At 39.7% G+C, this 16189-nt stretch carries 6 protein-coding genes; all 6 read left to right on the top strand.

From position 1 onward, the window contains the following. Positions 1-80 precede the first annotated feature (80 nt). The 6 genes from P162_RS11500 to P162_RS11475 all read left to right on the top strand — a co-directional run bounded on the left by P162_RS11500 (position 81) and on the right by P162_RS11475 (position 16185). On the top strand, positions 81-3215 hold the full coding sequence (locus P162_RS11500; RefSeq protein WP_031427525.1) for a SusC/RagA family TonB-linked outer membrane protein: 3135 nt from the start codon (positions 81-83) through the stop codon (positions 3213-3215). 10 nt (positions 3216-3225) lie between these two features. Next, positions 3226-4851 carry a RagB/SusD family nutrient uptake outer membrane protein gene (locus P162_RS11495; RefSeq protein ID WP_031427524.1) on the top strand — a complete coding sequence of 542 codons (1626 nt, stop codon included), beginning with the start codon at positions 3226-3228 and terminating at the stop codon, positions 4849-4851. A gap of 124 nt (positions 4852-4975) precedes the next feature. After that, positions 4976-8230, top strand: coding sequence for a VCBS repeat-containing protein (locus P162_RS11490; protein WP_031427523.1), 3255 nt, complete (start codon positions 4976-4978; stop codon positions 8228-8230). After that, the gene (locus P162_RS11485) at positions 8230-11574 is read left to right on the top strand and encodes a VCBS repeat-containing protein (protein ID WP_031427522.1); all 3345 of its coding nucleotides are present in this window, start codon (positions 8230-8232) and stop codon (positions 11572-11574) included. Before P162_RS11490 ends, P162_RS11485 begins: the two co-directional genes overlap by 1 nt. Continuing rightward, positions 11567-14842: a VCBS repeat-containing protein gene (locus P162_RS11480; RefSeq protein ID WP_031427521.1), complete on the top strand. Its 3276-nt coding sequence runs from the start codon at positions 11567-11569 to the stop codon at positions 14840-14842. Before P162_RS11485 ends, P162_RS11480 begins: the two co-directional genes overlap by 8 nt. Then, positions 14839-16185: a vanadium-dependent haloperoxidase gene (locus tag P162_RS11475; RefSeq protein ID WP_410471167.1), complete on the top strand. Its 1347-nt coding sequence runs from the start codon at positions 14839-14841 to the stop codon at positions 16183-16185. The genes P162_RS11480 and P162_RS11475 overlap by 4 nt, the downstream gene beginning before the upstream one ends. Positions 16186-16189: the final 4 nt, after the last annotated feature.

Raw genomic sequence — 16189 nt, 5'->3', positions numbered from 1 at the left:
TGCGTTAATAATTTATCTATATTTACGACCTGTAGTAATTCGACTACAACGTTATATTATGTACAACAAAAAATACCTTTATGAAGCAATTATTACTCCTCTGTATATTCCTTTTCTCGGCGATTGTTGGGGCAGAAGGTTTACAGGCACAGACAGTAACCGGTACAATCTCAGAACCTAGTGGTCCACTTCCGGGCGCAAACGTTCTTGTAAAAGGGACCACAAATGGTGCAACGACAGATTTTGACGGAAATTACACTATTAACGATGTTCCCGCGGGAGCCATACTCGTATTTAGTTATGTAGGTTTTGCCCAGTTAGAAGTTCCCGTAAATGGCCAGTCAACCATAAATGCGACACTGGAAGAAGACAGTAACACTTTAGATGAAGTCGTACTCATTGGGTATGGGCAGACCACCGTACGAGACGCAACGGGTTCTGTTTCTTCAGTAACTGCAGAAGATTTCAACAAGGGTGTGATCACATCTCCTGAGCAATTAATTCAAGGTAAGACCGCTGGGGTTCAAATCTCAGAAAGCTCAGGAGAACCAGGTGCGGGGATAAATGTAAGAATCCGTGGTACAAACTCTATCCGTTCGGGTAACAATCCTCTTTTTGTTGTTGACGGTATCCCTTTAACAACTGGCGGAGCACCAGCTGGAAATGTTGCTGGTATAGGTGGATCTTCCACGAGCAACCCCCTAAGTTTTTTGAACCCAAATGATATTGAAAGTATTTCCATATTAAAGGATGCATCAGCAACCGCTATTTATGGATCTCGTGGAGCTAATGGGGTTATAATAATTCAGACTAAAAGTGGTCGTGGAGCTTCAGAGGGTGTTTTTGAATTTAATTCTACCGTAAGTTTCTTAGAACCACTAAACAAATATGACCTTTTGGGTCGTGAAGAGTTTTTAGGAGCTCTTACTTCCGTAGGAAATGACGCAAATGCATTGGACTTTGGCGCAGATTCTGATTTTCAAGACTTCTATACTAGAAAAACATCATCAACACGTTCAGATCTTAGCTATTCTAAAAGTTATTCTACGGGTAATGTACGTGCCTCATTTGGATACAGTTTGACAAATGGCGTGGTTCAAAACACAAACCAGGAACAGATTTCTGGACGTCTAAACATAAACCAGCGACTATTTGATGACAAACTTACTTTGAGTGGTCAATTCTCATTGTCACGTGTTAATGACCTTAAAGCCCCTATCTCTGGAAGTGCAGGTTCTACTGGTGATTTAATTGGTGCATCTATAACTGCCAACCCAACTTATCCACTAGATCCTGATTTTGATGCTGGTGGTAACGTCTTAAATCCTGTGAGTTTGTTGGAAAATTTTGAAGGTATTTCAAATACTGATCGTTTTCTGGCAAATGCTTCCGCGGAATATCAAATTATTGATCCTTTGAGCGTTAAAGTAGCTATAGGCTATGATAAAGTTAATGCAGAAACTACATCTGTTTTTGCATCATCCGTTATTGGTTTAAATGGCACTTCCAATATTGGTCGGGGTAATTATAATGTAGGTGATCAAGAGAATAAACTTTTAGAAGCAACTTTGAATTTCAACAAAGATTTTGACAATTCAAATCTAGCTATTGTAGGTGGTTATTCTTACCAGAAATTTCAACGTTCCGGCTTTGGTTCTGAGGGTGCTGGTTTCAACACCACAGATTTAGGTGAAATGAGTGATCAATTAAAGAGTCAGTATAAAATTATTGATAATTTGATTCAAGATCGATATTCCGTATTTGGTTATGGAAATGATGGCACATATGTAAATCGTCTTTTCCCAGAAATTAATACAACAGATGAAATACCAGGAAGTTTTAATCGTATTATACCTTCCTATATTATGAATTACAGCTACGATAACTTTGACGAATTACAATCTTATTTTGTTCGGGCAAATTATACACTGGCTGAAAAATATCTTTTCACAGGTACTTTTAGAGCGGATGGCTCATCTACCTTTGGTGAAAATGAGCGATATGGCTATTTTCCTTCAGGTGCATTTGCATGGCAGTTACATAAAGAAGAATTTATGGGAGATGCATTTTCCACACTTAAATTACGCCTCGGTGCAGGTGTAGTAGGTAGCCAAGAAGGTCTTGCATATGGTCAATTTATTTTTAGGACTACAGCCGCTGGAGGAGGTATAAATAATGATTTGAATGTTTTTCCACGGCCAGGAACAGCTATTGCCGGTGGTTTTCCTAACCCAGATTTGAAATGGGAGGAAACAACAGACTTCAACGTAGGTATTGATTTTGGGTTCAACCAAGATCGTTTTAATGGTACAGTCAACCTTTACCGCAAGGAGACAAGGGATTTATTACTAACTACACAAATTGCAGCACCTGGATCTGGAACAATCTTTCAAAACTTATCTGATGGTAAGATCGTAAATGATGGTATTGAAGTTTCTTTGAACTATGACTTTATACGAACAGATAATGCTAGTCTTTCCACGAGTCTTAATGTAGCTTACAACAGTAATAATGTAGAAGATATTCAAGTGCCAATTAACGCTGGTCCTATAAATGGTAACGGTCTATCCAATGCTTTTGCCCAGCGGTTGCAAGCGGATCAACCATTATATTCTTATTATATGGCTAAATTTACTGGCTTTGATCCTACAACTGGAAATCCAACATATTTTGATTTTGATGGTGATGGTATTGGTGACCCTGATGCAGATAAGTATTTTGTAGGCGAAGATGCAGTTCCTGATTATACTGCTGGGCTTTCAATTAATGCAACATACAAGAATTTTGATCTATCTACATATTTTAATGGTCAGTTTGGATTCTCTGTATACAATGCGACTGCAAATGCATTCTTTTCAAAAAGTGCATTATTAATAGGTAAAAATGTAACAAGAGATGTCCTAGGCACGAATGAAAACCCTGGTTCTACAGTGGCCGTTTCAACTCGTTTTCTGGAAAAAGCTGATTTTGTAAGGTTGACAACTGCATCCTTGGGGTATAATGTTCCTTTAAGCGGCGAAAATATCTTTAAATCAATGAGACTTTCATTTACAGGTCAGAACCTATTTTTAATAACTGGCTATAGTGGTCTTGATCCAGAGATTTCTGCAAATACAGGTTCCTTGAATGCTTCAAATATTCCAACAGCAGGTATAGACTATTCCTCTTATCCAAGACCTATTACTGTAACTTTTGGATTTAATGCAACATTTTAAAAAAAACGACATGAAAAACATTAATAATAAATTGAGTTCATACAAACTAATCTTGGGTATGTTTACCATGAGTATGGTTTTGAACTCATGTACAAATCTGGAAATTGAAGCTACGGATTCCGTATTTCAAGACCCAAATGATTCAAGTTTTCAAGGAGTAACCGATCCTGACTCATTCCTTTCAAATGCATTCAATTCAATTAATGGACTAGTGGGCGGTCAGGAAAATTTATTTGCCCTGAGTGAGGTCACAACAGATGCATCTGTTGTTCCTACACGTGGTTCTGACTGGGGAGATAATGGTATATGGAGACAGCTACACCAGCACGACTGGAGACCCAGCCATTTTTATATCGAAAATGTTTGGAATCAATGGAATAATGTGCACCTTCAGGCTGCACAACTACTATCAGAGCGTACCACCGCAAGTGCCAATGTAAAAGCAAGCGCAAGTTTTCTTAGGGCACTTGGCGTTTATATAATTCTAGATAATTTTGGTCAAGTACCCATCAGGGATGTAACTGCACCACCTTTTGATAACCCACCCGTTATTCAAGGTCAGGAAGCTATTGATCTTATTGTTTCAGATCTTAATGATGCTATTGACGGCCTAGAGGCTGAGGCGCCAGGTGCAGGCAATTCCAGACCCAACAAAGCTGCAGCGCGCTATCTACTTGCAAAGGTATTGTTGAATAAACATGTCTATCTTAAAACTGAACCAAATGCGGGTGATATGCAAGAGGTAATAGACTTGGTAAATTCAATAAATGCAGAGGGCTATGATCTTGTAGAAGGTTATTTTGATATTTTTGAAAGGGAATTGGATAACGAAACTATCTGGTTTTTAACCCAAAGTGTTGAAAATAGAATTTGGAATGGTCTTCATTATAATCAGGCACCAGAAATTGTAGGTGGTGGATGGAACGGTTTTGCGACTTTGGCTGAATATTATAACATGTTTGAAGGTGATTCAGACGTAAATACACCAGGGTCTGGACAGGAAGAGCGACGAGGTTTTGTTCCAACAGAAGGATTGCCCCTCAATGAGGTAGTCAATAGTTCAGATATTAATAACAATGGTATTGCTGATGGATCAAGTGTAGGTTACGGCTTTTTAATTAATCAGCAATATGCTGATAACGGTTCTCCTCTAAAGGATCGTGGTGGAAATCCCTTAACTTTCAAAAAGAATTTTGTAGATGGAGAAGGAAACAGTAGTCTTCTAAACAATGGTGAAACTACTGGCATCAGACTTATTAAGTATAATCCCAGAAATGGTGCATCCAGACAGCATGAGATTTTCTTCCGTTATGCAGATGCGCACCTCATGAAAGCTGAGGCAGCATTTAGAATGGGTGATGTAGGTACTGCCACTACATTAATAAATGAATTGCGTACCATAAGAAAAGCTTCCCCTATTGCAAACTTGACAGAACTTGATATACTTGACGAAAGGGGTCGAGAATTGTATGCCGAACTTTGGAGAAGAAATGATATGATCAGATTCGGTCAGTATACCCGTAACTGGGAGTTAAAAGCTGAATCTCAAGTGGGTAATGAAATTAGAAACTTATTCCCTATACCTGCAAATCAGGTTATCTTAAATCCAAATTTAGTACAGAACCCTGGATATTAATACTAATTTTTATATTATCAAGAAAGAGGACTCTTATCAAGTCCTCTTTCTATATTTATAGGCCTTTGGCACAAGAATGCTTTATAAAAGAAAACTTTCCTTTCTAATTAAACTAACAGTCACGATGCTATGTGCTGTTCTATTATGTTGTACAAAGAAAAAAAAGGATTTTTTATTTACCCCTATTGCGTCATCTCATACTAAGATCGACTTTACAAACCGTTTAAATGAACAACTGGGAATAAACATTTTTAATTATCTCTACTATTATAATGGCGCAGGCGTATCGGCCGGAGATTACAATGGTGATGGGAAAATAGATGTGCTTTTTTGTTCAAACCAGGGACAGAGTGAACTCTATCTTAACAAAGGTGACTTTGTTTTTGAAAAAAGTGATTCTTTTGATTTCCTTGCTAACGAAAACGGCAACAATTTCGTTACCGGAATAAGCAATGTAGATGTTAATAATGATGGGAAACTGGACCTTTATATCTGTGTGGTTAGTGGATTACTTAATCTAGAAGGCCATAACCTGCTATTCATCAATCAGGGGAATGATATAAAAGAGTTCCCCGTTTTTAAAGAAGAATCGGCTAAATATGGACTGGATTTTAAAGGTTTTTCTACTCAGGCAGCCTTTTTTGATTATGATCTGGATGGTGATCTGGATATGTTTTTACTGAATCATTCCCTCCACCCCAACGGAAATTATGGCCGCGGAAGTTTGCGAAAAACTGTTGACCCCAAAGCTGGTGACCGACTCTATAAAAACGACAACGGTAAATTTGTGGATGTCAGTGAGCAAGCAGGTATTTATCAGGGGAAAATAGGTTACGGTTTAGGGTTGTCCTTGGGTGATGTCAACAATGACGGCTATCCTGATATTTATGTGGGTAATGATTTTTTTGAGAATGATTACCTCTATATCAATCAGAAAAATGGGCTTTTTAAGGAAATAATTGCCGAAAATGATCAAAATATTGGTCATACAAGCCATTTTTCGATGGGAAATTCAATAAGCGATCTTAACAATGATGGTCTACTGGATATTGTTTCTTTGGATATGCTTCCGGAAGAACTTAAGACCTATAAAACTTCGGGCCTTGAATATCCTTATCAAAACTATCAGAATTATTTGCGTAATGGCTACCAGCCCCAGTTTATGCAGAACAGTCTTCAGTTAAATATGGGCGATTTGAACTTTTCCGAAATAGGATATTATAGCGGTATTGCAGCCACAGAATGGTCCTGGAGTGTACTTTCTGCCGATTTTGATAATGATATGCATCAGGATCTATATTTTACAAACGGCATAAAAGGCGCCACAAATGACATGGATTTTATAAGCTATGCGGCTAATGAAGCTATTCAAAAACGCCTTAGCGAAGGGAATTTTGCAGACTATTCATCCCTGATCAATAAATTACCTGCTAAAAAAACTTCCAATTATATTTTTAAAAACAATGGTAACCTTTTATTTACCAATGAAAACGAGCATTGGATGGATACGGTCTCCTCTTACAGTCACGGTGCGGTGTACGCAGATCTTGACAATGATGGCGATCTTGATCTTGTGGTCAACAACACAGATGAGGAAGCTTTTGTACTAAAAAATAATTCGAAAGGAAATAATTATTTGGATGTTGAATTCATTGGTCCAAAGAAAAATGTGCTGGGCATAGGGAGCAAAGTAGTTATTTATGCAGAAGACAACCTCCTCTCAAAAGAACACTATCTTAATCAGGGTTTTTTGTCTTCGGTAGCGCCGGGTCTTCATTTCGGTTTGAAAAACGTTACTGAAATCGACTCCATAAAGGTCACCTGGCCTGGTGGTCAAAACGAAACTCGCTATAATCTGGCAACAAACCAAACACTTAATTTTAACTATAACGACGCTGGTCAAAATCTAATTTTAGAAAAAAACAGTGATCCTCTGTTGGTCAAAGTGGATTCTTTGATAAATACAAATCACAAAGAGCAAGGAACCGTTGAGTTCAACCGGGAAATCCTGATCCCTTTTGGTTATTCAAATCAGGGTCCTCCGGTTGCGGTGGCAGATTTTAATGGTGATGGTTTAGAAGATATTGCTTTAGGTGGCGGAAAATCTCAGGCCCTAGCGCTCTGGCAACAAAACCCCAGAGGTACTTTTGAACAGGTACAGAAATCTAATTTTGATTTGGACGCTATCAATGAAGATACCGCCATTCATTTTTGTGATACTGATCAGGATGGAGATCAGGATCTTATCGTAGCCAGTGGAGGTAACGAATTCATCAGTGGGGAACCACTTCGGCCAAGGCTTTATTTAAATACAGAAAACGGATTTGTAAAGGATACAACTACTTTTCAGGACCTGTACTGCAATGCGTCAAGCATTACCACTCCTGACTTAAACGCAGATGGATGGCCTGATCTTTGTATCACGTCAAACAGTGTTCCACGAGATTTTTCGGGAACGCCTAAACAGTATCTGTTTTTGAACGAAAAAGGTCATTTTAAGCCAGTTTCAGCGGGTTTTTCGGATGATTTCAGCAACATGGGAAATGTTCAGGAAATTACCTGGGAAGATTTAGATAATAATGGATATCCTGATGCTATCGCCGTGGGCCACTGGATGCCCATAACCCTATTTATGAACGACGGAAAAAAACTTGAAAAAATCACGCTTCAGGAAACTAAAGGATGGTGGAACTGCGTTGGCATTACAGATCTCGACGCTGACGGGGATCTGGACTTTGTTGCAGGAAACTGGGGATTAAATTCCAGATTTGAAGCAAGTGCTCAATTTCCCATACAACTTTATGCAAACGACTTTGATGACAATGGGACTTTAGACCCCGTGGTCACTTATTTTTTCAATGGGATTGAAACACCGTTTGCCTCCTTTGATGAACTCACTAAACAAATGCCTTTTTTAAAGAAAAAATATTTAAGTTACAGTGCCTATGCGAAGAATGATTTCAGTACTTTATTTTCGGAAGACAAAATAGACCAGGCCGTGAAAAAAGAAGTAAATGAACTTGCTTCCTGCTATTTTGAAAATATGGGCAATGGTGATTTCAAAAAACACTTGCTGCCAGCACAGGCACAATTCGCCCCTATTTTTGATCTCATAACGCCAGACCTCAACGATGACACGTATCCAGATTTGCTGGTTGTGGGCAATACCTATGAAATAAGTACACAACTGGGTAGACTGGATGCCTTACGAGATAATCTATTCATCAATGACAAAAAGGGCACATTCAGTTCATCGCAGCCCATAATAACGATCCCTGGCGCAGGAAGGGCTATCGGCGACTTTAAGTCAAAAAATAATGCAAACTATATCATCACCAGAAATGGAGATGCTCCTATCATTTTAAAGAAGATAAATTAATGAGATATCCATATTATATACTCATACTACTAATCGCTTTGACCACTACCCAATGTTCTGAAGGTACTGCGGAAAAAACGCAGGGAGAAAGTGAAAAACTTTTTACACTTTTAAAGTCAGATTCCACAGGAATCGATTTTATCAATACCGTTGAAAATCAAAAGGACTTCAATATTTTTAAATACCGTAATTTCTATAACGGCGGTGGCGTTGCCATTGGGGATATAAATAACGACGGACTGCCAGATATTTATTTAACGGCAAATATGGGTGCCAACAAACTTTACCTCAATAAAGGCGATTTTAAGTTTGAAGATATAACAAATAAAGCCGGTGTTGCAGGGAACAAGCCCTGGTCTACGGGGGTTAATATGGTTGACATCAATCAGGACGGTTTACTTGATATTTATGTGAGTAACGCTGGTAATATGGAGGGAAACAATCATGATAATGACCTCTATATCAACAATGGGGACCTCACCTTTACTGAAAAAGCAGAGGAATATAATTTGGCCAAAACAGGGTTTAGCACGCACGCCGCTTTTTTTGATTATGATAAAGATGGCGATCTGGATGCCTATATTCTCAATAACAGCAACATTCCCGTAAGCAGTCTCGGCTACGCCGAGCAACGCCATGTGCGTGCTCAGGATTGGGAAGGCGTGCCGGAAATTTTTCGGGGCGTGGGCGATATGTTGCTGCGCAATGATAATGGTAAATTTGTTGACGTAAGCGAGGAGGCCAATATTTATGGTAGCTTAATTGGATTTGGGCTGGGCATTGTAATAAGTGACTTCAATGAGGATCTTTACCCTGATATCTATGTTTCCAATGACTTTTACGAGCGCGACTATCTGTACATCAATAATCAGGATGGCACTTTTACCGAAAGTATAAAAGACTATACCTCACATCTTTGCCTTTCCGCAATGGGCGTTGATATGGCAGATATCAACAATGATGGTCACGGTGATGTTTTTATCACAGATATGCTTCCGGAGACTAATGAAAGGGTCAAATCTGTTATGGAATTTGAGAATTATAACGTTTTTAAACTCAAACAGAGCAAAGATTTCTTTCAGCAATATATCCATAATACGCTTCAGCTGAACAATGGTAATGGCAGCTTTTCTGAAATTGCGCATTATAGCGGTGTCGAAGCTACAGACTGGAGTTGGGCAGGATTGATATTTGATATGGATAATGATGGGCTACGCGATATTTTTGTCACAAATGGCATAAACCATGATCTTACCGATATTGATTTCGTCGACTTTTTTGCAAATGATATTATGCAAAAAATGGTGTTGACGGGCAAAAAAGAAGCTATTGACAGTATTATCAATAAGATGCCGGTTACGAAACTGCCCAACTATGCCTATAAAAATCAGGGTGACCTTACCTTTGAAAACGAAGCCAATGATTGGGGGCTGGGCATACCAAGTCTTTCAAACGGCTGCGCTTATGGCGATCTGGACAACGATGGCGATCTGGACCTTGTGGTAAACAATGTCAATATGGAAAGTTTTTTATACCGCAACAACAGCGAGAAACAGACAAATACCAACTTTCTAAAAATCAATCTCAAAGGAACACCTGATAATAGTTTCGCCATAGGCGCTAAAATCAAACTCTTCTCAGGGGATAAAATTTTCATGCAGGAAGAAAACCCTACCCGCGGTTTTCAATCTTCTATGGATTATTCCTTGACCATGGGACTTGGGGCGATTGAAAGCCTGGATTCTCTCCTGGTTATTTGGCCAGATGATCGCTTTCAGGTCTTCAAGAATGTCGCGGTTAATCAGACCTTATCCCTTGACATTAATGACGCGAATGCAACGTACGAACCTGAAGTCCGCCAGCAACAAAACCAACTGCTTACCGAAGTTTCCAATGAACCCCTTGAGGCGCATCAGGAAAATCAATATTCAGACTTTGATTATGAAGGTTTAATCTATAAAAAACTTTCTCAGGAAGGCCCGGCAATGGCAACGGGCGATATCAATGGTGATGGAAAAGAAGATTTTTTTATAGGTGGTGCAAAGGGAAAATCAGGAAGCATTTACCTAAATATGGGTAATGGAAAATTTGAAAAAAAATCACAGCCCAAACTCGAACTTGATAATTTATTTGAAGATACCGCGGCCGCATTTGCAGATATTGATGGAGATGGCGACCTGGACTTGATTATAGGATCTGGAGGAAATGAACGGGGGGAGAATATGTACTATATACCCAGGCTTTATTTAAATGACGGCAAGGGATCCTTTGTGGCAGCTGAAAATCAATTGCCTGCGGCAGATCAAAATGTTGCTGCCATCGCACCTTATGATTATGATGGGGATGGGGATATAGACCTATTTGTAGGATCACGCAGCGTGGTGAGTCTTTTTGGTGTAGATCCCAGACATTTACTTTTAGAAAACCAAGGCGATGGCACGTTTAAAGATGTCACAGAAAAAAAAGCCTTTGACCTAAAGCATGCTGGTATGATCACCTCAGCAACCTGGAGTGACACTGATGGTGATGAATTAAAGGATTTAATAGTTACCGTAGACTGGGGGGCACCAAAAATTTACAGGAATACAGGGCGTGGCCTCCAGCAAATGAAGACTTCTTTATCTACCGAAAATGGATGGTGGAATACCGTGGTAACGGCAGATCTTGATAAGGATGGCGATCAGGATCTTATCCTGGGAAATAGGGGAAGCAATATTCCCTATAAAGTTTCACAAGAAACACCAGTTAAGATCTGGATCAATGATTTCGATGACAATGGCACTATTGAACAAATCATGACTATTCATGAAAACGGAAAGGACTATCCTATTCACATGAAGAAAGAACTTACAAGCCAATTGCCTAGCTTGAAGAAAAAGAACCTGAAAGCATCTGACTATGCGCAAAGACCTATTTCTGAAATTTTTAGTGCTCAGCAACTCGATCATGCGCTCGTGCGAGAAGTAAACAACTCCCGTACCGTTATCGCGATAAATAAGGGCAATGGTGATTTTGAGCTCAAAGATCTCCCTGGCCATGTACAACTTTCCTGTGTTTGTGGGATCGTTTGCCAGGATATCAACAAAGATGGTAATCTGGATCTGGTTATGGCGGGTAACAATTTTGAATTTAAACCTCAGTTTTCCCGACTGGATGCAAGCTTTGGAAATGTTCTACTGGGTGACGGAAATTTAAATTTTGAATGGCAGGGCTATGATAAGAGTGGGTTTGTTATTCGTGATGAAGTAAAATTTCTGCAAACTGTGAAGGACAAAGATGGCAAAACCTATGTAATCGCCGCAATTAATGACCAAAAGCCAAGAATTTTTGAAATTAATGAATAAATGCTTGTTGTTATGGATCTCGGTAGCAATGCTTCTTTCCTGTACAAAGGAGCAGAAAGAAAATCCTGCACTTTTTTTTCAGAAAATTTCCGCTGATTCCTCGGGCGTCGATTTCGCTAATATATTGACCGAAACAAGGGATCAGAACATTCTGGATTACCTGTATTATTACAACGGTGGCGGGGTAAGTATTGGGGATATCAATAATGACGGACTTCCAGATATTTATTTTACCGGCAACCAGATCAAAAACAAACTTTATCTCAATAAAGGAGACCTAAAATTTGAGGACATTACCGCAAAAGCGGGCGTTGCCGGTACTGCAAACTGGAACACGGGGACCGCAATGGCAGACGTAAACGGCGATGGACTACTGGATATCTACGTTTGTGCCGTTGTAGGTATAAATGGTTTTATGGGGTATAACCAGCTTTTTATAAATAATGGCGATCTTACCTTTAAGGAACGCGCAAAAGAATACGGTCTCGATTTTGAAAACTATTCTTCCCAGGCTGCTTTCTTTGATGTAGATAATGATGGCGACTTGGATATGTACTTACTTAATCACGCGATTCACACCGCAAACTCTTTCGGTATGGCAAATATCCGTGAAAAACGTGTTTCAGAAAGTGGCGATAAATTGCTTATTAACGAAAGCGGTAAATTTATAGACCGAAGTGAAGAAGCTGGTATTTACGGTGGTGCAAACAGTTATGGCCTGGGTATCGCTACCTCTGATTTCAACAACGATGGTTTTACGGATATTTATGTGAGTAATGATTTTCATGAAGATGATTACTATTATCTAAACAATGATGACGGTACTTTTACGGAATGCCTGAAAACCAATTTTGGTCATATTTCACGGTTTAGTATGGGCAGCGATGCGGCAGATATCAACAATGATGGTTTTATAGATCTGATCACGTTAGATATGCTTCCGGAAGAAGAAAGTATTTTAAAAACTTCTGCAAAGGATGATAATGTTGATACAGATAGAATGCGCATAGAGCGGCTTGGATATCACCCGCAATACAGCCGGAATATGCTACAGATCAATCAAAATGGAAAGTATTTTGCTGAAACCGGACTCCTGAGCGGTGTTGCTGCCAGTGACTGGAGTTGGGGAGCACTTTTCGCCGACTATGACCAGGATGGTTATCAGGATTTATTTATAAGCAACGGTATCCCACGCCGGCCTAATGACCTGGATTATATAAAATACAGTTCTACAGATCAGGTTCGCCAAAAACTTGAGACCACAAACCTTATTGATGAACGCGCGATCAATAAAATGCCATCGGGCAAAGTAACCAACTATATATATTCAGGAGCTCCCGATGCCCTATTTACGAATCAATCTAAAAATTGGATAGCAAACGACAGTTTGCCAGCTACCGGTTCAGCCTACGCAGATTTAGACAATGATGGTGATCTGGATCTCGTGACCAATAATATTAACGCACCGGCAAGTATTTATGAGAATAAAGGAGCTACAGGTTCTTTTTTAAAACTAAAGTTTAAGGATACAATTAGGAATACTTTCGCTATAGGGACAAAAGCGATCGCATTTAGTAATGGAAAGTTGCAATACCGCCAACTATATACTACTAAGAGTTGGCAGTCTTCGTCAGAGCCCACGATACACTTTGGTTTTAAAGAGGGTCAAAAATTAGATTCCCTGCTCATCGTTTGGCCAGATCAAAAAGCGGAAATACTCTATGACATAGCGTTAGATCAAACATTAACTTTAAATCCGTCCGCAGTGCGTTTCCCCATAGATTTAAAGAATTATTTTGGGAACGTCAATACCCAAATATTCTTCAAGGTCGCAGACAATTTGGGGATTGATTACGCTCCCGTTGAAAACGAATATTCAGACTTTGGAACACAAAAACTTCTTCTTCATAAACTGTCAGATCAGGGTCCCGGGGTGTCTGTAGGGGATATCAATAAAGATGGTCTGGATGATATAATCTTTGGCAGTGTTCGTTTTCAGGAAGCGAAAGTTTTTCTTCAGGATCAAAATGGTTTTAAAGAAAAAAAGCAACCGGCATTTGCGCTTAACAAAAACAAGGAGGAAACTTCCGCAGTATTAGGTGATTTTGACAATAACGGTACGATAGATCTTTATTTTGCCACTGGTGATGGTGAGTCTATACGCAGTGTAAATCTTGAAGATTCTTATTATTCTGGCGATGATGAAGGTAACTTCACTTTACTAAAAAACGAGGCTCCATTACGACAAAATAATTCGGTAATATGCAAATCTGATATTGATGGTGATGGCGATCTGGATATTTTTCTGGGCGCTAACGGCGAAAATTTAAAGTATGGGTCCCTACCCGCTTCTTCCCTCCTAATCAATACCGATGGAAAATTTTTGGATTCCAATCAAGAAGTTTTCAAGAAACTGGGCATGATAACCGATGCGGTTTTTGAGGATTTTGATCAGGACGGCGATAAAGATTTAATTGTGGTAGGTGAATGGATGCGCCCCACTTTTATAAGAAATGATAATGGTAGGTTCACAGACGTAACAGATGAGTTGCTTGAAGAAAAACTCAATGGGCTATGGCAAACTGTGCTGCCCTTTGACCTAGATGAGGACGGGGATATGGATTATCTGCTGGGCAACTGGGGACTCAATTCAAAACTACATGCGAGCACAAAATTCCCGCTTGTGTTGTATCACGCCGACTTTGATAATAATGGTCTTCAAGAGAGTATTATTGCACAGGAAAAGAACGGAAACTACTATTTAGAACACGATCTGGACCTGTTGTCTTCACAATTGAGCATAATACGTAAAAAATTTAATACCTATAAGGATTTTGCTGGTAAAACTGCTGTGGAAGTGATGGGAAAAAAGGCTTTGGAAACCGCTGAAAAATTAGAAATACATACATTAGCGTCAGGATATCTGGAGAATACCAATGGAGCTTTTAAATTTCGTACCTTCAGCAATGCGTTACAGATAGCGCCCATAAAAGCCATGTTGAATTTTGACTTTGATAATGATGGCCGTGAAGAAGTTTTACTGGGTGGCAATTATTTTGGTTTGACACCATATTATGGTAAGTTTGATGCCATGGGCGGAGTTTTGTTAAAAAGCGGTCAACAGGATATAAATACTGCCGGTTTGGGTCTGAATTTCTTTCAGAAATCGGTAAGGCACCTATCAATAGTAGAGGTTGACAAAGTATACCATTTACTAGTTACCTACAATAACGTAAAAGCTGAACTGTATAAAATAGGAGAACGATGATGTTGCGATTTTTTGGACTTATATTGATTATCACTAGCCTCTCCTGCACGACGCGGGATAAGGACATAAATATTACACCAGGCGATTATCATACGGCTCAGGATCGTGTTACCGCCATACAGGTGCATGATATTTTCTCCCCACCGGTGGCCAGTCGCATCTATGCCTATAGCAATATTGCGGCCTACGAAGCCATGCTGGGTGGTACTGAAAAATACAAAAGCCTCGCCGGTCAATTAAGGGATCTTAAACCTGTTCCCGCACCTTTGGACACCACAGGTTTAAATTACCAGCTTGCCTCACTGGTCGCCTATTATGATGTAGCAAAGCAATTGATATTTTCAGAAGAGCGCATCATCTTGTTCCGCGATAGCTTGTATTCTACCTGGGAGCAACAAAACCCGGTCAGTTTCAAGACTTCAAAAGATTATGGAATGCAGGTGGCAGCGCACATTAAAGAATGGATGGGTAAGGACAATTATGCCCAGACCCGCACGATGCCCAAGTTCTCCGTATATTCTGACGATGAGACCCGCTGGCAGCCCACTCCCCCGGCGTATATGGATGGTATTGAACCGCACTGGGCAAAAATACGGCCCTTTGTAATTAAATCTTCAGACCAGTTCAAGCCCACGCCCCCACCCGCTTTTTCAATGGAAGAAAATTCAGATTTTCGGAAAGAGGTAATGGAAGTCTATGAAACGAACAACGATCCCAACGGCGCTGACGAAACGAGCAAAGAAACCGCTATTGCCCAATTTTGGGACTGTAATCCCTACGTATCTACCCACAAGGGCCATCTTATGTTTGCCACAAAAAAAATCACCCCTGGTGCACACTGGATGGGTATTGCGAAAATAGCGTGCGAAAAAACAGATTCTGACTATGAAACAACCGTTTTAGCCTATACAAAAACGGCTATTGCCATTGCTGATGGTTTTATAAGTTGTTGGGACGAGAAGTACCGCAGCAATCTTATAAGACCAGAAACGGTCATCAATAAATATATTGATGAGAACTGGGTTCCCGTTTTGCAAACCCCTCCATTTCCTGAATATACTAGTGGGCATTCTGTAATCTCTGGTGCTGCATCTATAGCCCTGACTTCTGTTTTTGGTGAAAACTTCAGCTTTAATGACGATACGGAAACACCTTATGGACTTCCCATAAGAAGTTTTACATCTTTTAGAGCGGCATCTACAGAAGCCGCTGAAAGCAGGTTGTACGGCGGTATACATTATCGCGCCGCGATAGAAAAAGGTTTAGAACAAGGCCTTAATCTTGGTAATTATGTTATAGACCAGTTACAAATGACCACAGATAATACCATCGTATCGCATTAACACT

Source organism: Flavimarina sp. Hel_I_48 (assembly GCF_000733945.1).
Taxonomy (GTDB): domain Bacteria; phylum Bacteroidota; class Bacteroidia; order Flavobacteriales; family Flavobacteriaceae; genus Leeuwenhoekiella.
Note: the sequence above shows the minus strand (reverse complement) of the source record. Positions and strands in the feature narration are given on the sequence as shown.

Bases quoted from the DNA above. Each gene is read 5' to 3' on its own strand.
- P162_RS11500 (WP_031427525.1), top strand. From the start codon at position 81: ATGAAGCAATTATTACTCCTCTGTATATTCCTTTTCTCGGCGATTGTT.
- P162_RS11495 (WP_031427524.1), top strand. From the start codon at position 3,226: ATGAAAAACATTAATAATAAATTGAGTTCATACAAACTAATCTTGGGT.
- P162_RS11490 (WP_031427523.1), top strand. From the start codon at position 4,976: ATGCTATGTGCTGTTCTATTATGTTGTACAAAGAAAAAAAAGGATTTT.
- P162_RS11485 (WP_031427522.1), top strand. From the start codon at position 8,230: ATGAGATATCCATATTATATACTCATACTACTAATCGCTTTGACCACT.
- P162_RS11480 (WP_031427521.1), top strand. From the start codon at position 11,567: ATGAATAAATGCTTGTTGTTATGGATCTCGGTAGCAATGCTTCTTTCC.
- P162_RS11475 (WP_410471167.1), top strand. From the start codon at position 14,839: ATGATGTTGCGATTTTTTGGACTTATATTGATTATCACTAGCCTCTCC.